The sequence below is a fragment of the Staphylococcus cornubiensis genome, from assembly GCF_900183575.1.
Classification (GTDB): Bacteria; Bacillota; Bacilli; order Staphylococcales; family Staphylococcaceae; genus Staphylococcus; species Staphylococcus cornubiensis.
The window spans coordinates 44,744-63,429 of the sequence record NZ_FXUZ01000010.1 but is presented as its reverse complement, the minus strand read 5'-3'; the positions used below and the strand labels follow the sequence as shown (position 1 = coordinate 63,429).

At 37.1% G+C, this 18,686-nt stretch carries 19 protein-coding genes and 2 tRNA genes; 1 reads left to right on the top strand and 20 read right to left on the bottom strand.

Going from position 1 to position 18,686, the window contains the following annotated elements; translation table 11 throughout:
- Positions 1 to 138 precede the first annotated feature (138 nt).
- From CCE82_RS09655 to CCE82_RS09570, 18 genes are all read right to left on the bottom strand, one after another.
- Positions 139 to 212: transfer RNA gene (locus CCE82_RS09655), tRNA-Gly, on the bottom strand.
- A 19-nt stretch (positions 213 to 231) separates the two neighbouring features.
- Positions 232 to 314 (bottom strand) — tRNA-Leu (locus CCE82_RS09650).
- A 385-nt stretch (positions 315 to 699) separates the two neighbouring features.
- On the bottom strand, positions 700 to 1,152 hold the full coding sequence (locus CCE82_RS09645) for a SprT family protein (protein WP_086429183.1): 453 nt from the start codon (positions 1,150 to 1,152) through the stop codon (positions 700 to 702).
- On the bottom strand, positions 1,145 to 3,295 hold the full coding sequence (locus tag CCE82_RS09640; protein ID WP_086429182.1) for a Tex family protein: 2,151 nt from the start codon (positions 3,293 to 3,295) through the stop codon (positions 1,145 to 1,147). Before CCE82_RS09640 ends, CCE82_RS09645 begins: the two co-directional genes overlap by 8 nt.
- 411 nt (positions 3,296 to 3,706) lie before the next feature.
- Positions 3,707 to 4,477 carry an RNA polymerase sigma factor SigB gene (gene sigB, locus CCE82_RS09635; protein WP_086429181.1) on the bottom strand — a complete coding sequence of 257 codons (771 nt, stop codon included), beginning with the start codon at positions 4,475 to 4,477 and terminating at the stop codon, positions 3,707 to 3,709.
- On the bottom strand, positions 4,452 to 4,931 hold the full coding sequence (gene rsbW / locus CCE82_RS09630; protein WP_086429180.1) for an anti-sigma B factor RsbW: 480 nt from the start codon (positions 4,929 to 4,931) through the stop codon (positions 4,452 to 4,454). The genes sigB and rsbW overlap by 26 nt, the downstream gene beginning before the upstream one ends.
- A 3-nt stretch (positions 4,932 to 4,934) precedes the next feature.
- Complete coding sequence (locus CCE82_RS09625) at positions 4,935 to 5,261, bottom strand: anti-sigma factor antagonist (protein ID WP_086429179.1); 327 nt, start codon at positions 5,259 to 5,261, stop codon at positions 4,935 to 4,937.
- 78 nt (positions 5,262 to 5,339) lie between these two features.
- Positions 5,340 to 6,344, bottom strand: a complete 1,005-nt coding sequence (locus CCE82_RS09620) for a SpoIIE family protein phosphatase (protein ID WP_086429178.1) — start codon at positions 6,342 to 6,344, stop codon at positions 5,340 to 5,342.
- Positions 6,345 to 6,401: 57 nt separating this feature from the next.
- Positions 6,402 to 6,755, bottom strand: a complete 354-nt coding sequence (locus CCE82_RS09615; protein ID WP_019169266.1) for a type II toxin-antitoxin system PemK/MazF family toxin — start codon at positions 6,753 to 6,755, stop codon at positions 6,402 to 6,404.
- Positions 6,756 to 6,926: a type II toxin-antitoxin system antitoxin MazE gene (gene mazE / locus CCE82_RS09610; RefSeq protein ID WP_019169265.1), complete on the bottom strand. Its 171-nt coding sequence runs from the start codon at positions 6,924 to 6,926 to the stop codon at positions 6,756 to 6,758.
- Between the two features lie 84 nt (positions 6,927 to 7,010).
- Complete coding sequence (gene alr, locus CCE82_RS09605) at positions 7,011 to 8,159, bottom strand: alanine racemase (RefSeq protein ID WP_086429187.1); 1,149 nt, start codon at positions 8,157 to 8,159, stop codon at positions 7,011 to 7,013.
- Positions 8,160 to 8,192: 33 nt separating this feature from the next.
- The gene (gene acpS, locus CCE82_RS09600) at positions 8,193 to 8,543 is read right to left on the bottom strand and encodes a holo-ACP synthase (protein WP_086429177.1); all 351 of its coding nucleotides are present in this window, start codon (positions 8,541 to 8,543) and stop codon (positions 8,193 to 8,195) included.
- The gene (locus tag CCE82_RS09595; protein WP_086429176.1) at positions 8,540 to 9,058 is read right to left on the bottom strand and encodes a PH domain-containing protein; all 519 of its coding nucleotides are present in this window, start codon (positions 9,056 to 9,058) and stop codon (positions 8,540 to 8,542) included. Before CCE82_RS09595 ends, acpS begins: the two co-directional genes overlap by 4 nt.
- Entirely contained in the window at positions 9,042 to 10,571 is a 1,530-nt protein-coding gene (locus CCE82_RS09590) for a PH domain-containing protein (RefSeq protein ID WP_086429175.1), read from the bottom strand. Before CCE82_RS09590 ends, CCE82_RS09595 begins: the two co-directional genes overlap by 17 nt.
- Positions 10,564 to 11,037: a PH domain-containing protein gene (locus tag CCE82_RS09585; RefSeq protein WP_086429174.1), complete on the bottom strand. Its 474-nt coding sequence runs from the start codon at positions 11,035 to 11,037 to the stop codon at positions 10,564 to 10,566. The genes CCE82_RS09590 and CCE82_RS09585 overlap by 8 nt, the downstream gene beginning before the upstream one ends.
- A 269-nt stretch (positions 11,038 to 11,306) precedes the next feature.
- Positions 11,307 to 12,794, bottom strand: a complete 1,488-nt coding sequence (gene cshA, locus CCE82_RS09580) for a degradosome RNA helicase CshA (RefSeq protein WP_086429173.1) — start codon at positions 12,792 to 12,794, stop codon at positions 11,307 to 11,309.
- Positions 12,795 to 13,079: 285 nt separating this feature from the next.
- Entirely contained in the window at positions 13,080 to 14,444 is a 1,365-nt protein-coding gene (locus CCE82_RS09575; RefSeq protein WP_086429172.1) for a UDP-N-acetylmuramoyl-tripeptide--D-alanyl-D-alanine ligase, read from the bottom strand.
- Between the two features lie 11 nt (positions 14,445 to 14,455).
- On the bottom strand, positions 14,456 to 15,526 hold the full coding sequence (locus CCE82_RS09570; protein ID WP_086429171.1) for a D-alanine--D-alanine ligase: 1,071 nt from the start codon (positions 15,524 to 15,526) through the stop codon (positions 14,456 to 14,458).
- A 153-nt stretch (positions 15,527 to 15,679) separates the two neighbouring features.
- Between CCE82_RS09570 and CCE82_RS09565 the strand changes: the two genes are divergently transcribed.
- Positions 15,680 to 16,885 carry an FtsW/RodA/SpoVE family cell cycle protein gene (locus CCE82_RS09565; protein WP_086429170.1) on the top strand — a complete coding sequence of 402 codons (1,206 nt, stop codon included), beginning with the start codon at positions 15,680 to 15,682 and terminating at the stop codon, positions 16,883 to 16,885.
- A gap of 52 nt (positions 16,886 to 16,937) precedes the next feature.
- On the opposite strand, the gene CCE82_RS09560 is transcribed toward CCE82_RS09565, so the two are convergent.
- Both CCE82_RS09560 and CCE82_RS13065 read right to left on the bottom strand, forming a co-directional pair.
- A complete protein-coding gene (locus CCE82_RS09560; RefSeq protein ID WP_086429186.1) occupies positions 16,938 to 17,702 on the bottom strand; it encodes a peptidase in 765 nt (254 codons plus the stop codon).
- Between the two features lie 765 nt (positions 17,703 to 18,467).
- A complete protein-coding gene (locus CCE82_RS13065) occupies positions 18,468 to 18,614 on the bottom strand; it encodes an Lmo0850 family protein (RefSeq protein WP_014613367.1) in 147 nt (48 codons plus the stop codon).
- Positions 18,615 to 18,686 lie beyond the last annotated feature (72 nt).

The following is an 18,686-nucleotide window of genomic DNA, read 5'->3' as shown; positions in this document are numbered from 1 at the left end:
TAAAAGAAGTAAGCTTGATATAGCTCGTTGATTGTTTAAGTCAATCACTCTTGAAAGTACTTTTGAAGTACTCAAATTATCGGAATTAACGTTGACATATTGTCATTCAGTTTTCAATGTTCATTTCAATTTAATTCATGGAGCGGGTGATGAGAATCGAACTCACAACATCAGCTTGGAAGGCTGAGGTTTTGCCATTAAACTACACCCGCTTATTTAATTATTGGTTGATGCGGCCGAGAGGACTTGAACCTCCACGGGATTTCTCCCACTAGGCCCTCAACCTAGCGCGTCTGCCATTCCGCCACGACCGCTTGGATAAGACGTAATGTTTTTTCAGAACGATATTTATTATATTATATGGTGTTTGTATTGTCAACACTTTTTTAATATTTTTTTAATGTTTGTAATCTGTCTTTAACAATATCATTTTTGCGACGTATTTTAGAATACAACATTCCGCCATCAATGTCAAACACAATCTTGTTTTGTTTGTCACTTTTTTTGACGACTTTGTTATTATAATAAGTTACCAGGATAAAGTCAATACAAAATCCCTTATTTTTTTGCATTTATTTTGATGTCGACATGATGCGCATAAATGATTGCTTATACGTTACAAAACCTCTTTTTACAATTCATAAAAATAAAAGGACACTATCGCTCACTTTTAACTGTCAACGTATAGTGTCTCCTTTATTATAAGTGTCTTTTTAACTGAAGGCGTCCACCGCACCTGCCACAACGCATTTTAGTAACATCAACTTTTCTAATCCGAATAAAAGACGTTTTACACGAACAACATTGATACTCATAATTCGCTCTTGAAGCATAACTTTCTGTCGGTTGACAAAATCTAGGTGCGCCCACCTTTTTCGCCAATAGTTTAAAATCTCTATCTTTATGTTGATGTCCTCTTCCACTCAAATGTAAGAAGTAATGACATAATTCATGCTTAATAATTTGAATTAACGCTTCTTCTCCAAAATGTTCATATTGTTTAGGGTTGATTTCAATATCGTGTGACCTTAGCATATAACGTCCACCAGTTGTACGTAACCGCCGATTAAAATAAATACGGTGTTTAAATGGGACACCAAAATCCTTTATTGCAATTTGCTCAGTTAATTGTTGTAAAGCTTGATTATTCATTCGGATCAATCATTGTCAATGCAACTTTTCCTTTATGCTCATCTATATTTTCAATCCACACTTCTACAATATCACCAACACTAACGATGTCCATTGGGTGTTTAACAAACTTCTTAGTGAGTTTTGAAATGTGTACCAAACCATCTTGTTTAATACCAATATCGACAAAGGCACCGAAATCGACAACATTACGTACTGTTCCATTCAGTTTCATCCCTTTTGATAAATCCTCAATTGATAATACATCCGATTTTAATTCAGGCGTCTCATAATCATCACGAGGATCACGATTCGGTGCAATCAATGACTTCACAATATCTTCTAACGTTGGTACGCCAACATTTAATGATTTTGCATATGCTTCTATATCCAATGTCGATAAAGTTTTAGCTGCAACGGGCGTACCAATATCTGAAATTTTAAGCCCCAAGCGTTCCAATAATTGATATGTCGCTTGATAACTTTCTGGGTGAATTGCAGTATTGTCTAAAGGTTCTTTTCCGTTTACAATACGTAAAAATCCGATACTTTGTTCAAACGTCTTTGCACCTAAACGTTTCACTTTATTCAACTCGCGATGATGCTTGATCGCCCCATTTTCTTCACGATATAACACAATGTTATCAGCAATTTGACGAGATAATCCTGATACATGTTGTAACAATGTACTTGACGCTGTATTGACATCAACACCAACCTGGTTAACGGCTGTTTCTACTACAAAGTCAAGTGCCGCATCTAACGCTTTTTGGTTCACATCATGTTGATATTGTCCGACACCTATTGACTTAGGATCGATTTTAACAAGTTCGCTTAATGGATCTTGTACACGTCTCCCTATTGATACAGCACTACGCTCTTCTACTTGAAAATCAGGGAATTCAGCACGTGCGATTTCTGAAGCTGAATACACTGATGCCCCTGCTTCGTTCACAATAATATACTGGACATCGAGTTGATGTTCTTGAATCATGCGCGCTACAAATTGTTCTGTTTCGCGACTCGCTGTTCCATTTCCTATCGCAATTAAGTTAATGTCAAAATCTTTCACCATTTTTAAGAATATTTTTTCAGCTTCCGCTACTTTAGAAACTGGTGGATGTGGATACATTACAGACTTTTCAATAAATGTGCCATACGGATTAATGACTGCGAGTTTACATCCAGTACGAAAAGCTGGGTCCACACCTAAAATTTGTTTCCCTTTTAATGGCGGCTGCAATAACAGATTTTTCAAGTTTTCACTAAACAATGTAATCGCTTGTGTTTCAGCGCGTTCAGTCAAATCTGTTCTAATTTCTCGTTCAATTGACGGATAAATCAAACGTTTCATCGCATCGTCAATCGCTTCTCCCACAAGTGTAGACAGCGCATTTTGGCCTTTAACTTCACGATTTTTAATGTTTTGTGCCAAAGTAGACTTGTCCATCTCAATTTTCACTTGTAGTACTTTTTCATTTTCACCACGATTCATCGCTAAAATTCGATGATTCGCAACAGAACGCACGGGCTCTTGATAATCATAGTACATTTCAAAAACAGCTTTTTCGTCTTCTGCATTTTTCTTTTTCTGTGCTGTAATCAAGCCTTCTTTTTGTGTTAATTTTAAAATCTGTTTGCGATATTGCGGATGATCTGCAATTTTCTCAGCAATAATGTCTTGTGACCCTTGAATCGCATCTTCCGTTGTTGTGACTTCTTCAGTTAAAAATGCCTGTGCTTTCTCCTCTATATCACCATCTAAATTTTGACGATAAATCCATTCTGCTAGAGGCTCAAGTCCTTTACGTTTTGCCTCTGTCGCACGTGTTTTTTTCTTTTGCTTATATGGACGATACAAATCTTCCACACGTTGTAATTTCGTTTGCTGTTGAATCTCTTGACGCAGTTCATCCGTTAATAAACCTTGTTGTTCAATGCTATGTATCACTTCATCTTTTCGCTTTTGCAACTGTTCCATATAGTGATATTCATCAGCAATTTGTTTAATTTCAACTTCATCTAATCCACCTGTCACTTCTTTACGATAACGCGCAATAAAAGGTACAGTGTTTTTTTCTTCTAATAATTTCAGAACCGCCTCAATATGTTGAACTGGATACTGATATTGTTTATGTATTGCTTGTACAAAATGATTTGCCAAAAATATTCACCGCTTTCTCAATCGTTTCTTATCTATTTTAACATGTATGTATCATCGAATGTCAGTGAGAAACAAAGCTTCCTTTTCAATATTGTCGAATTCAACCCACAGTTCTCATCTACCCTTATCCCCACACCAAAAATAAAAGAATTGGGCTGTTCCTCGAAATGTTTAACTCAACACCACAGATTGCAAAGGCCATACAAGACTCCCAAGGGATCAGACGCAGCCGAAAATCCAATTTGGCTTCCATCAAGTATGCACTCCAATTAAGCCAAATTTAGTTGAGGCAAGTCCCCTGGGAACGCGCAGTGTGGCCTAGCAATCTTGTAGGTTGCTTTGTGTCAATCATTATGCTAAAAACACAAAAAAAGGACCGGAACATCACATCCCAATCCTTTTATCAAACCTCTATTTTCTCGCAGCCTCTTGCAATTTCTTAATGGCTGTTCTTTGTAATCGAGAGACATGCATCTGACTTAATCCAATACGTTCCCCCGTCTCTTTTTGACTCAGACCATCAATAAACGTGCATTGAATAATCTCTCTTTCACGATCGGTTAAAATAGGAAGTATACGTTCTAAAATCATCCGCTTCTCAGTCAGCTCATAATTATCATCTTGTTGACCCATGATATCTAATAGTGTCACTGTAGATCCGTCTTTGTCCGCTTCGATGGAATGGTCCACACTTAAAGCATTGTAACTTTGCCCCATCTCCATCGCTTCTAAAACATCTTCATCTGAAACTTCTAGACGTTCTGCAATCTCACTAATTGAAGGTGAACGCTCTAATTCATTTGTTAGCTCATCGCTCACTTTTTTGATTCTTGGTCCTATTTCTTTAATTCTACGAGGTACATGAACACTCCATGTTTTATCCCGTAAATAGCGCTTGATTTCACCTATAACAGTGGGGACTAAAAACGCTTCGAATTTTCTATCAAATGATAAATCAAATCGATTAATCGCACCAATCAGTCCTACCATACCAACCTGTACTAAATCTTCGTGATGTGATTGACCTTTTGAGTATTTATAAGCTAAGGATTCAATCAGCTTCTCATAATGCTTTACAAGTTTTTCTTGTGCATCATGATCCTCATGAGTCTGATATGCTTGAATCCATTGGTTGATTTGTTCAGGTGAAACAGCACTAGCTGATTTCGACTCTTTCGTCATTATTTCGCACCTGCTCTTTTTTGATATACTTAATCATACTAATTGTAACACCTGTCTCTTTATCGACCGTTACCTCATCCATTAATGATTCGATTAAGAATAAACCGAGTCCACCTTCTCTCAAGAAATCGATACTTTCATTTTCTTGATAAGGGCCTAGGTTTTGTTTTGTTTCTTGATAATTAAAGCTATCGCCTTGGTCAGATACTACAATTTTGATTCGATCTGATGCGATTTCAAAACAAACATGAATGTAGCCTTTTTCTTCTTTATCTTTGTAAGCGTGTTTTACAGCATTCGTGACCGCTTCACTCACTGCTATTTTAGCGTCTTCAATGTCATCATAATGCGCGCCAGCACGTGTGAAAACACCTGATAAAGTTAAACGAATTAAGCTGACATACTCAGCAGAAGCAGGAAGCCGCATTTCAATGAAATCATTGGATTGCATCATCAGTTATTCGACCTCCGTTCCTTCGTTGACATGCATCAAATCATTAAGGCCTGTAATTTCAAACAGACGTTTAATGCGATCATTCACACCTAAAATGAATAATTGCTTCTCGTGCTGATTTAATGCTTTTAAAGTTCCTACAAATAACCCTAAACCTGTTGAATCCATATAGTTTAACTTTTCTAAATTAACATAAATATCGTGCGTTCCTGCTTGGCGTATAGGGACGAGCACTTTTTCAAGTTCCGGAACTGTGGCAACGTCAAGTTCACCGGCTACTGCGACATCATAATGTGTTTCATGCTTTTCGGTTTCTATATTAAGGTTCATTATTGATTACACTCCTACTTTATTCTCTACTTGTTCAGTTTACCCATTTCGCAACATAACTAATCTCATTTTTCAACTTTAATGCAAACGCTTAATAATCAAAATGGTTAAATCATCACGTTTTCCTGTTTTTTGCAATCTCAGTAATTCTTCATACAATAGTTGGACGATATCTTGTGGATGTAATTGTTTGTAAGCAAGAATAAAATCAAGTAAATAACAAGTGTCAATAAATTCGCCATCTTCTTTTCGAATTTCGGTCACACCATCTGTAAAAACGATAATCATATCATCAATATTGATGGCAATTTCTTGTTGTTGATACCTTACATGCGGACTTACACCTAATACGCGACCTCGAACAGAAATTTCTTCAAATGTGTCGGATTCTGCCCTAAAAACATAACCCGGTTCATGCCCTGCTGAACTACAGTATAGGACATGGTTAATCTCTTCATAAAGTCCATAAAACATCGTCACAAACATATTTTGATTGATATTTTTTTCTACTACACGATTTAAACGTTTCAAACCATCGTTAGGGAGTTGAGAGTGACCATAAGAATCCATCCCAAACTTAATCATACTCATGGCTAATGCAGCTGGAATGCCTTTACCAATGACGTCCGCGACCGCAAAACTCATCGTTCCATCTTTATGATCAATTAAGTTGAAATAGTCACCACTCACATGCTGAGCAGCAACAGAGATCACTCCAATTTGAATGCTATCGAATTGTGGGATGTTCGTTTTGAGCATCGTTTGTTGTAAACGTGAAGCAACATCCAGTTCTTTATCGTGGACTTCCACACGGTCAACTAATGCTTTATAGTCGGCATAATCATACCCAAAACTACCAATGACCGCTCTTAGAACATCTAAAATAGCTATCATATCTTCACGTGACAATTCGTGAATCTGGACATATTTTCTATGTATATCTACAAATTCTTCTGGTAATAAAGCATCATCAGATAAATTTTCAGAAAAAGAATGCGCTTGATTTAGAACATTTGATTTACTTTCACTTTTCAAAAATTGATCAACAAGTTGAAAGTATCGCGATTCATTCTGATTTGTCATTAAACGTTCTCCTTCCACTAAAAACTGTAAAAGGCTTTAGGAGCATTATCCTAAAGCCTATTTATGATGATTCATGTGCAGTCCTAAACTAATACCAATCGCATTGTTAACCTCTTTCATCTTCTTATCAGACAAAAACGTTAACTTTTCTTTCAATCTTTTCTTATCGACTGTCCGAATTTGTTCTAGTAAAATAACAGAATCTTTATCGAGCTTATATTTATTTTTTTCGATTTCGACATGCGTTGGTATCTTTGCCTTATTAATCCGACCGGTAATTGCGGCTACAATCACAGTGGGACTATACTTATTTCCAGTGTCATTTTGAATAATGACAACGGGCCTTACTCCCCCCTGTTCAGAACCCTGTACTGGTGATAAATCTGCTAAATAGACGTCTCCGCGCTTCATTTAGTCTTCCTTATAATCAGATGTCAAGTGTGATTCGTTACAATCGCAAGCTTCACATTCAACTGAGTACGCTTCAGTCGCTAGGGAGAGATTCAAATCTGCCATCTGTACATAACCTTCTTTTAATGACTGTTCTAAATTTTTAAATCTTGTTTGATTGAATGCTGACATAAATAGGACCTCCATATCAATACAACACATTAAAAAATTCTTTTATTATGTTCATTCTAACAAAAATATGGAGGAATCACCATACTATTTTAACAATTCGTTGGATATTTCGACCATTTCTTCTGCATGATATAGGCGAGGCACCCTTCTTCCAATATTACATAACACTTCATAATTAATGGTTTGTTGTTGTGCTGCAAGACTTTCTACAGACTGTGACGTATGCGCTTGATCATCAATTAAAATCACTTGATCACCCGGTCGAACTGTTGCAGGTACACGAATTGCTGTACGATCCATACTCACGCGTCCTACAATCTCACATTCAGCCTCTCCAATTCTGACATTTGAACCTTGCATCGAACGTAAATAACCATCTGCATAGCCAATCGGTAATAAAGCAATCGCCATATCTTCAGGTGCCGTATATGTTTGACCATAACCTACCGACTCACCTTTTAACAATGACTTTACTTCCATTACTTCTGTCACAAGTTGAACAGCAGGTGTTAATTGTGCAGTCGCAATACTTTCAATAAATGCTGAAGGATAGTAGCCATAAACTGCAATACCTGGTCTAAAAGCATTACATAATGACGGATTGAAACGTAAAGTTCCTGCAGAATTTTGCATATGAATGTAGGCAGGATGTGCAGTACTTTCAATGATTTCTTCAAAGCGTTCATATTGTATATGGGCTGAGTCATTCTCTTCATCTGCTGAATGAAAATGTGAAAAAGCCCCTTCAAATACGAGATTTTCTTGAGATTGTATTAATGCAATAATCTCATGATACACTTCTATATCTTTCACGCCTAAGCGATTCATCCCTGTATCTACTTTAATATGTAACCATAATGTCTTTTCATTATCTTCTTCAATTTCAGCAATTGCTGCTTCTAACCATGCTTTTGAAGTAACCGTTACTGCAACACGGTGCTGAATCGCCTTATTAATGGCATCAGGTGGAATACTCGATAAAATCAAAATCTTCTCCTTAATCCCATGCATTCTTAATTCAATCGCTTCATCCAAAGTCGCCACACAGAAAAACTCAGCGCCTAACTGACTTAAATGTTGCGCAATTTGTATACTTCCAAGCCCATACGCATTCGCCTTAACAACCGGCATCATGGTCTTGTTTGGTTGTAATTTAGTTAATGCATAATAATTTTCTGTAATCGCATCTAAATTAACGTTCATTGTGGTGGTGCGATAATATTTTTCTGACATCATTGTCATCCTTCCTCTATCTATATTCATCCGTTATTGTTCTAAAATGACTTGTGCGACTGCATAATGTTCTGTATGTGTAATCGAAACATGTACGCGATAGCCTTCCATTTGAATTGTAGGTTTGCCAAGTGCATCATTTTCACAATGTATTTGTTTGAATGTAATGTCCTTACCAATCCCTGTGCCTAACGCTTTACTGAATGCCTCTTTCACCGCAAATCGACCAGCTAAAAATTCGATACGGCGTCGTTCAGTCGTATAATCTCTATAGCGTTCAAGTTCTTGTTCTGATAAAATACGTTCTGGAAAGCGGGGTTGACGTTGTACTGTTTCCATAATTCGGGCTATTTCAACTAAATCTATGCCTATACCATATATCATAAAGGATCCTCTTCTTTATCGTTATGTTCTGTTAAAGGCATTGCTGTTTGTGTCTCTTCAACAACGCCTCTTTGTTTAATAAATGCCATCACTTTTTTCGCTTCTTCTTTATCAATGAGCGTAATGTCAACATTTCCTCCTGCTGTCGAAAGTGTCAATGTCGCAAGTTGGTATTTGCGCATTATCCATCCTTCATTGAAATCCACATTTTGAATTCGATACATCGGAATACGTGTTTCTTTAATCATGATAAACCCTTTTCTCACCGTAATTAAATGTGCACTATAGTTATAGCCAAATGCTCGATATTTATAAATCGGTTTTAACCACACATTAACAATAAGATGGAGGAGAAGCACGACTGCGATAATGATCGTAATGGTGATGCTAAGTCGATCCCAATCATAGAAATAGCTTAATACAATAAATCCAATCAACAGTAAAGTAATGATTACTGACACTAGTAATGCAGCGATACGCATCACTTTCACACCACTTTTACTCATCTTTTCCATTTACATCACCACCTCCTAAATACCATTGTTTGTATCGTGTGACTTTCGACTGATCCTCAAAACGTAAACCAATATTTTTGAATACAGACCCACTCGCAATGGTAAAATCAAAATGCGCTAACTGCTTACGTTGCATAAAAGGATGGGCAATTTGTTGGAAACCTAATATTTTATCCTTTTTAAAAGTGGTCGTTTTAAAACCAAACCATGTGACTTTACGAATCGACACTTCTTCATCCGTATATGCTGAACCTGATGCACGCGTCGCAATCACACTATGAATAATCATATACGTAATAATGAGTACGATAGGTAGCCATACCCACATCCATAAATAATAATGAACGAGCGCACCGATGCCGATTAAAATTAATGACACAATCCAAAAGCGGCGATGAAAACCGCGCCACGGCAATCCTAAAACAATCGGTTGAAATGAATAGACCGGTACGAGTGACTTCAAGATCTTCGCCCCTTCATGTTGCTTAATAAAAGGTAGCACCATAATCACACCATCTGCAAAGTCATCATCCAAATCCGCATCCATATCACTTGTAATTATAAAGTGGTATGACGTAAATCCAAACAGATGTCTTAAAAACGACTTCTTTTCTTGGACTGCTTGTAACTTAGTAATAGGTAACGTTAAATTAGTTACTTTAAATAAGCCGTAACGAATTTTTAAAAAATCACCTTTACGCGTTAATGTAAATCGATAATATTTAACCATGGTGATGATAACACCTGTAATATAGGCTAGAAGCAAGATTGTAATTGTCAATGTTACGATTAGTGCTACTAAATTCTTAATCCACTCCTCAACTTGATCAAACACACCTTCCCAAGGGATAATATCTTCAAAAGCAGCGAAAATCGGCCCTACAGTTGCCAACGTGACAAAAACGGCACCACTTGTCATTGCCATCAATAATAAATTTTGCGTAGATAATTGATAAATCATTTCTGAAGGTGCTTGCAGTTTATGCGTTGGCGCAGTTTCGTAATCGTTCGTTGCCTCAACATTTGCAGTTTCGGCCTGAACTTGCTTGTCGTCTTCACTTTCTATTATAGCTTTTACTTTCTCTATTTCTTCTTGAATCCATTGACTCTGCCTTTTCGTCACCATATTCAAATCAATACCATCACTCGGTGTTTTTATTGTGAGTTTTACACCACCTACCAATTGATGCACGATAGGTTGCACAGTATCCATCGATTGAATGCGACGTATATTAAGCTCTTTTTGTTCCAAGTTAAACAGGCCACTTTTTAAAATAAAGTAGTCACCTTCAATCCAATAACGCGTTCGATAGATTTCAACTGTCCGTCTAATGAATGTGATAGCAAACGATAGAGTGATGATACCTGGCCATATATAGTTCGTCCAATCTGTAAAATCAAAGCTATCCAACTGAAAAAATAAAAATAAGATGATCAAAATAATATTGTTCTTTATCGCATCAATAATACTTAATATGTAAGAAATCGGATGTAACTTTTGAGGACTATACATCGCTGTCACCACCTTCTAATCGCGCAAGACAAAATGATTCAATTTCAGTAATCGTGTCATCAAAGAGCAACGGCAAGACCAACTCATGGCCTGCAGTATAACAAGTCAATCGATCGAGATGAAAACGTCTCATTAATGGTCCAGATTTACGTCTCACATATTGGATACGCTCAATTTGAATCACTTCATTTCGCTTAAACCACCAGTTTTTATTGATTTCAATATAACTGTCCGTCACACGGTAATGATAATAGCGATAGAGGAGTATCGGTCGAATGATAAAATAAAGCACGTCAATGAGCGCTAGCCCCACGAAAATGTAGGTCCCGTAAAATGGCATATCATAATAAAACCATACAACGACTCCAGCGACTAACAAAATGAGCGTAGCAATCAATTGATATAGATGCCACAATTTCAAATAGCGACGTGCTTGTTTGGGACTTCCAGAAAATTCAAGTTGCATGCAGATGGTCACTCCCCCAGTAAATTTAGCATTATTATATCACAAACTTTTTTCATACTGATAGCTAGATATGTAGCATGAGCGTTTTAGTGTTTCATCCAAGATTAATTCGTATCAAAATCAATTTGTACGTTGGTAAATTGAGTGATAGCAAAAAAGTGTCCCGTAATCCTTTATGAAGTTCATTTAGGAAGGCTATTAAAAAAGCAGCACACGCATCTCATTTGAAATGCATTGTGCTGCTCTTGACTTATATGAACGAATGACGCTTATTTTTGATGATCCGCAAATGTACGTCCTTTTTTCACTTTTGATTCTCTTTTATGTTTGAAGTTACCTTTTTTATTGCCACTTGGTTTATGATTACGTCCTGGTTTTGAATGACGTTTATTGTTACCGCCTTTACGGTTACCTTTTGGTGAACGGCCATTTTTACGTGCAAGTGGTTTTTCAAATGTTAATTGCACTTCAACTTCATCATTAGATTCAACTAATTCTTGTAATAATGCTGTGACAAGTTCAGTTTGATCGTAAGTTTCTAATAGTTGTTTCGCAATATTTTCTACACGTGGTTCTTTTGCAGCATCCATCCAACTTTGAACTTTGCTCTTAATTTCGTCTTCACGTGCTTTTAACACTTCTTTACGATGCGGTGGTCTTAACGCGCGCATTTGACGGCGGTTTGTTTGCTCGATTTGACGAATATAGTCCATTTCGATTGGGTTTACGAATGTCACAGCAATACCATGTTTACCCGCACGTCCTGTACGACCAATACGGTGTGTATAACTTTCTGTATCTTGCGGAATATCAAAATTATATACGTGACTCACACCCGAAATGTCTAATCCTCTTGCTGCAACATCTGTCGCAACTAAAATATCAATTTGATCGTTTTTGAACTTTTTCAATACTTCTAAACGTTTCGCTTGTGTAATATCACCGTGAAGTCCTTCAGCTTTGTAACCTTTTGAAAGTAACGCACTTGTTAACTCATCAACACGGCGTTTTGTACGACCGAATACGATGGCTAATTCAGGTTGATGTACATCTAGGAAATTCGTAAACGTGTCGAATTTTTCAAGTTCTTTAACGATTGTATAATATTCGTCGATTTGTGGATCAGAAATCTCATTATTCATCGTTTTAATAATACGTGGCGATTTCATAAATTTTTGAACTAATTCTTGAATCGCTTTTGGCATTGTAGCCGAGAATAACATCGTTTGTCGATTTTCTTTTGGAAGTTTATCCATAATATAACGCATATCATCAATGAAGCCCATGTTCATCATCTCGTCCGCTTCATCTAAAATTAAAGTTTCGATTTCTTGCGTTTTTAATGTACGACGGTTAAGGTGGTCAATCACACGACCTGGTGTGCCGACAACGATTTGTGGACCACGCTTTAAAGATTTAATTTGGCGATCGATAGGCATACCACCAAATACAGTCACGACTTGGACTTTTTGACCGCGGCTAAATTCGCGTAATTGTTCAGCCACTTGCATCGCTAATTCACGTGTAGGTGCTAAAATAAGTGCACGCACGCCTTCTTGACCAACTACTTTTTCGATCAATGGGATACCAAACGCACCTGTTTTTCCTGTTCCGGTCTGAGCTTGACCGAGTATATCAATGTTTTCGAGTGCGTATGGAATACTGTCTTTTTGAATGGGTGTCGGTTCCGTAAATCCCATTGCCTCGAGGGTTTCAGCTGTACGTTCTGAAACGCCTAATTCTGTAAATTTTTGCAAAGTAATTCTCCTTTTTTGAATCATCATTCTTATATATTTTTGTCAAATAAGTTTAATCTAACTTCTACATATTACCATTTTCGTCACAATACCGCAATAAACGAAAGTTCACTATCATTTAAATTCTTATATATTCTCTATGATTTTAATTCAATTCACTTCAGGTTTTAAGCCGGCTGTATGCGGTTAAGGAATTAAATTTTATACCCTCATTTCAAATCATTTTCAAATAAAAAATGGAACAAAGACATGTCACCTTACACGGCTTCGTTCCATTCATACATTTTATTCTGCTTGCACGAGCGCTTCGACAACTTCTTCTAAATGCATACCACGAGAAGCTTTAACGAGGACGACGCTATGTTGTCCTACTATAGATGTCATATAACGAATCAATTTATCCTTTTTATCGAAATGAATCGCCTCTTGCACAAATGATTTACCTTTTTCGTGAATATCCATCGCACCCTCACCATAAGTATAGAGTTGATTTATACCTTTACCTTCTAAGTACGCTCCTACACTGGCATGCAGTTGTCGTGATTGGTCCCCGAGTTCAAGTACATCACCTAACACAAGAATTCTGTCACCTTTCATATGACTCAAAGTATCAATTGCGGCTTTCATACTCGTAGGACTCGCATTATACGCATCATTAATAACTATCGCACCATTCGGCGTCATGAACTTCTGCATACGCATACCTGTCAATTTAAGTTCAGTAAATTGCTGTTGAATTTGTTCATCCGTTAAGCCCATAATACGACCAACTGTAATTGCAATCGTTGCATTTCGCATATTATGTTCACCTAAAATCGGAATGCGATATGTGACATCACCATTTACTGTAAACGTAATACCATCGTCATGATGTGTCACCATTTGACATTGCATATCATTTGAAGGTGACAAACCGACACTCACTTGATGCGCTGTTGATAAAGTCTCGACATGGGGTTGTAATAATGGTTCATCACCATCATAAATGAAATAACCATCTGCCTTTAAGCCTGTCACAATTTCAAATTTTGCTTTTGCAATCCCTTCTCTTGACCCTAAATCTTGCATGTGAGATTCACCGATATTTGTAATTACCGCAAAGTCCGGTTGTGCAATGTTCGACAACAGCTCAATTTCATGAAACCCTGACATACCCATCTCTAAAATTGAAACTTCTGTATCTTCTTTAAGTTCTAAAATCGTTAATGGCATGCCGATTTCGTTATTGTAATTGCCTTGTGTTTTTTGAACTCGGAACTTTCCTGATAAGACGTTTTCCAACATATCTTTAGTCGTCGTCTTACCATTCGAGCCTGTCACCGCAATGACAGTCGGTGCGACATGTTGTAAATACGCTTTTGCCAACTGTTGTAGTGCAATTAATGTATCCTCTACATAAATGACCGGTCCTGTTGAAGGTGCAGTCATTGTGCTATTCTTTTGGAAAAACGTCGCACTTGCCCCATCGTTCAATGCTTGCTCACTATACTGATGACCGTCTACATTTTCACCTTTGAATGGGATGAATAACTGTCCTTTTTGAATATGTCTCGAATCGATTGTGACGCCTTTAATTTCAACATCTAAGTATTGTGGTTCGATTTCACAGTCTACCCATTCAGCAAGTTGTTTGAGCGTTATATTTATCATCGTCAAAACTCCTAATCAATTCGATGTTTATTTTTTTGCTTATCTTCGTAACGTGCCTTCGCAAGGTCGATCAACTTTGTAATTAATTCTGAATAAGAAACACCCATATTTTCCCATAATTTCGGATACATACTATACGCTGTAAATCCAGGCATCGCATTCGTTTCATTGATGAAAATTTGATTGTCAGACGTCACGAAAAAGTCTGCACGTAACAAGCCTGAACAGTCTGTCGCTTTAAATGCTTCTACAGCCATATTGCGTAAAGTCATTTGAACTTCTTGATCAAGATCAGCTGGAATAGCGAGCTTTACTTTGCCATCTTTATATTTTGATTTATAGTCATAGAAAGCGACATCTTTGACAACTTCACCTGGCCATGTTGTTTCAGGATAGTCATTTCCTAGTACAGCTACTTCAATCTCACGCGCATCCACACCCTGTTCAATGACAAGCTTACGGTCAAATTGGAAAGCTTCTTCAATCCCTTTTATTAAAGAGGCTTCATCTTCACATTTACTAATCCCCACACTTGAACCTAAGTTCGCTGGCTTAACGAATACGGGAAATTCTAACTTATCATGGACGAGCTTAATAATATTTTTACGGTATTTTTCATATTCACTTCTTAGAAAGCTCACGTATGGTAACTGAGGTAAACCGCGATGTGCAAATAATTGTTTCATCACAAGTTTGTCCATTGAACTTGATGCCGCTAACACACCATTCCCCACATACGGAAGGTCTAGCACTTCAAATAATCCTTGAATCGTACCATCTTCACCATTTGGCCCATGCAATAATGGGAAGACAGCATCATAACGACCGCCTTGACTACTTTTTGTCAACATTGCTGAAATATCAGTCGTAGGGACGTCTTCAATACGTAACGCTTCCACATCAGTAATGTCTTCAGTAATATTATCCATTTTTTTCCATTGACCATCATTCGTAATATAAATAATATCGATGTGGTAACGCGCTTTATCAATTGCATTCAACACATTTTGTGCGGTTAAAATTGACACATCATGTTCGGCACTTTTACCACCATAAATGATACATAATGCTTCTTTCGACATAACTCCGCCTCCATATTTTTTATCTAAACTCCATATTACCACGACTCTCATTTGTATTGCATTTATTTTCCGAGATTATTAGCAATTTGATTACAACTTATGTAAAATCGGTATATAATGACAATATAGAATTTATGTGTAAAGGAGATTGGCATGGTATCCTCTCGTCAACAAACGCAAAAGTCGTTTTTGCGCCGCCTAGATTGGCCACTCATCGCACTAATCATTATATTATGTATCATCAGTGTGGTAACGATACATTCAGCGATGGGTGGGGGCCAATATAGTCTTGATTTCGGTGTAAGACAAATTTTTTATTACATACTTGGTGCAATCATTGCGTTCATGATTATGCTGTTTTCACCTAAAAAAATACGCAATTACACTTATACGGTATACATCATTTTCAATATTTTATTATTTGGTTTAATACTCCTACCAGAATCTTCCATTACACCAGTGATTAACGGGGCTAAAAGTTGGTATCGTTTTGGTCCAATCAGTATTCAACCTTCAGAATTTATGAAAATCGTACTTATTTTAGTGATTTCAAAGGTTGTCGCACAACATAATCGTTTCACCTTCAATAAGTCTTTTCAAACAGACGTCATGTTACTGTTAAAAATTGCAGGTGTGAGTTTAGTCCCTATCGCGTTAATTTTATTACAAAACGACTTAGGTACGACACTCGTCTTTTTAGCGATTATTGCTGGTATTGTAATTGTAAGTGGTGTCACATGGAAAATTTTAGCCCCATTATTTGGAGGCGCAATCGTCCTAGGAGGTAGCTTAATCCTATCTATTATTTACAAACCAAGCTTAATAGAGAATGTAGCGGGCATTAAAACGTATCAATTAGGTCGTATCAACTCTTGGCTAGACCCTTATTCATACAGTTCTGGGGACGGTTTCCATTTAACAGAGTCATTAAAAGCCATTGGTTCAGGCCAGCTGATTGGTAAAGGATTAAACAACGGAGAAGTTTATATTCCAGAAAACCATACAGACTTTATATTTTCAGTGATTGGAGAAGAATTTGGCTTTTTAGGTTCCGTCATCTTATTAGGCGTATTTTTATTGTTATTACTTCACTTAATTCGTATGGCGATGAATTCGGACGATCTGTTCAACAAATCATTCATTATCGGTTATATTAGTTTATTGTTGTTCCATATTTTCCAAAACATTGGCATGACCATTCAACTTTTACCGATTACTGGTATTCCGTTACCATTCATTAGTTACGGCGGGAGTTCGCTGTGGAGTATGATGGCGGGCGTCGGCGTACTACTGAGTATCCATTACCATACACCGAAAAAATACAACGATGAAGCACCTACACAAAAACGTACAACATAATAATTAAAAAAGAGGCTGAGGAACAATGACGTTTCCCCAACCTCTTTTTTAATTATTGCTTTGTTTTGCGTCGTCGTGAAAAGAACACAACAACTACACCTAATGCCATCATTGAAAGTGCAAGTGCCATTTGACCGATTGCATTCACTTGTGGTTCCCCTGCTGCCGGCAACATTTTAGCTGCTTTATCTTGTTGATTCAACACTTTGTTTGTATCTACTTGTTGTTTCGTTGGTGCCGCTTTTGCAGCCGTCACCATTTTATCCGTTTTATCTTGTGCAGTTTGCGTTGACACGTCTTTTTGCTTTATATTCGGTGTTACAGCTTTTGAAGATTTTGTTGCTTTTTGTGCATCGCTCGCTTTGGCATCTCCAGTTGCATCGATGTGTTTAACAGCGGGTCCTACTAATGCTGGAGGTTCAATTTGTAAATCACTATCCCCCATATCTTGATCATCTGCTGGTGCAAAAACAGGCGCCTTCATTTGACTTGGATCTGCAATTTTTAAAATATCATAATGTGGATTCGTATTAGGTTCAGTAATCGATCCATCTTTATTCAAAACACCGTATGGCACTGCCCCTTTTGGTGGATTTGTTAACATACGTTTTAAATACGCACTATCATCTTCACCTTCTAAATGCGGGTAAATATATGTCGACTTATGGATTGTAGGTGTCGTATCTTTTTTCGCCTCATCCTTAACCATCACTTTCGTATTATCTGTCGCATCCTTTTCCGCCGCTTGTGTGTCATGCGCATAAACTTGCGTCGCTGCTGTAGCAATCAAACCTGTAACCACTAATTTTTTTAACATATACATCCATCCGTTCTTTGAAGTAAATTTCATCAAGGTGACTTAGTAACTGTAGGTGCCTCCTAACTGTTCAATCCTCTATGTTTAGCGGATTGGTTTAAGATTCACGCTCACACAACATCTCTCTTTAATGTTATTATACACAAAAAAACACAATTATATATATACATTTACTATATATTTAACAACTTTTTTTGGATATTATTCATATTTATTTTTTGACAATTCAAAACAACACACTAACCTTATGAGTATAGATAAAACCTAGATATTATTTCCATTTTAATTCAACCCAATTAAGTTGAGACAAGGGCAAAAGGGAGCATTCACGATCACCACTACATTTCTTTCTTCATCCCATACAAATTCAAGAACGATTGAACAAATACGTTAGATGTGATTAGTGCCATGTCTATACAAATGCTTTTTATTTTCTATGTAGACCCTCTTTCACTTCGATGATGTAATCGGGGTCACTTCTACAAACATGTTGATTTTATGATTGCGGACTTGGCCGAGACTCCTGAGGGATCAGACGCAGCCGAAAATCCAATTCGACTTGATTTAATGTTCACACCAATCAAGCCGAATTTAGTTGAGGCAAGTCCCCTAGGAAAGCAAGGACAAAAGGGAGCAATCAACAAAATCAATTTCTCCTTCTATAACAACCCGATTACGCAATCGAAAATACCTAACGAAGTGTATAAAAACGAAAAAACACCTAGATGTGACATCAGTCAACATCTAAGTGCTTTTCACTCTAACTTAATACGGTTTCAATTTCTCAGTTGCAGGATTTGGTTTGGGTAATGATCGCATAATATCTAATCGGGGCTTCGTTTTTTTCACCTTCACACCGATTGAAGATAACATTTGGACCACATTTTGAAGCTTATCATTCTTTTTCGCCATTTGATCACCCCGTATTCTGCTATCTACTCCTTTATCTTACCCTAAATTGTAGCGCTTTACTACACCAAATCG

Excerpts from the sequence above, each read along its gene's own strand:
- CCE82_RS09645 (WP_086429183.1), bottom strand. The coding sequence starts at position 1,152 with ATGAATAATCAAGCTTTACAACAATTAACTGAGCAAATTGCAATAAAG.
- sigB (WP_086429181.1), bottom strand. The coding sequence starts at position 4,477 with ATGACGAAAGAGTCGAAATCAGCTAGTGCTGTTTCACCTGAACAAATC.
- rsbW (WP_086429180.1), bottom strand. The coding sequence starts at position 4,931 with ATGATGCAATCCAATGATTTCATTGAAATGCGGCTTCCTGCTTCTGCT.
- CCE82_RS09625 (WP_086429179.1), bottom strand. The coding sequence starts at position 5,261 with ATGAACCTTAATATAGAAACCGAAAAGCATGAAACACATTATGATGTC.
- CCE82_RS09620 (WP_086429178.1), bottom strand. The coding sequence starts at position 6,344 with ATGACAAATCAGAATGAATCGCGATACTTTCAACTTGTTGATCAATTT.
- CCE82_RS09615 (WP_019169266.1), bottom strand. The coding sequence starts at position 6,755 with ATGAAGCGCGGAGACGTCTATTTAGCAGATTTATCACCAGTACAGGGT.
- mazE (WP_019169265.1), bottom strand. The coding sequence starts at position 6,926 with ATGTCAGCATTCAATCAAACAAGATTTAAAAATTTAGAACAGTCATTA.
- alr (WP_086429187.1), bottom strand. The coding sequence starts at position 8,159 with ATGTCAGAAAAATATTATCGCACCACCACAATGAACGTTAATTTAGAT.
- acpS (WP_086429177.1), bottom strand. The coding sequence starts at position 8,543 with ATGATATATGGTATAGGCATAGATTTAGTTGAAATAGCCCGAATTATG.
- CCE82_RS09595 (WP_086429176.1), bottom strand. The coding sequence starts at position 9,058 with ATGGAAAAGATGAGTAAAAGTGGTGTGAAAGTGATGCGTATCGCTGCA.
- CCE82_RS09590 (WP_086429175.1), bottom strand. The coding sequence starts at position 10,571 with ATGTATAGTCCTCAAAAGTTACATCCGATTTCTTACATATTAAGTATT.
- CCE82_RS09585 (WP_086429174.1), bottom strand. The coding sequence starts at position 11,037 with ATGCAACTTGAATTTTCTGGAAGTCCCAAACAAGCACGTCGCTATTTG.
- CCE82_RS09575 (WP_086429172.1), bottom strand. The coding sequence starts at position 14,444 with ATGATAAATATAACGCTCAAACAACTTGCTGAATGGGTAGACTGTGAA.
- CCE82_RS09570 (WP_086429171.1), bottom strand. The coding sequence starts at position 15,526 with ATGTCGAAAGAAGCATTATGTATCATTTATGGTGGTAAAAGTGCCGAA.
- CCE82_RS09565 (WP_086429170.1), top strand. The coding sequence starts at position 15,680 with ATGGTATCCTCTCGTCAACAAACGCAAAAGTCGTTTTTGCGCCGCCTA.
- CCE82_RS09560 (WP_086429186.1), bottom strand. The coding sequence starts at position 17,702 with ATGTTAAAAAAATTAGTGGTTACAGGTTTGATTGCTACAGCAGCGACG.
- CCE82_RS13065 (WP_014613367.1), bottom strand. The coding sequence starts at position 18,614 with ATGGCGAAAAAGAATGATAAGCTTCAAAATGTGGTCCAAATGTTATCT.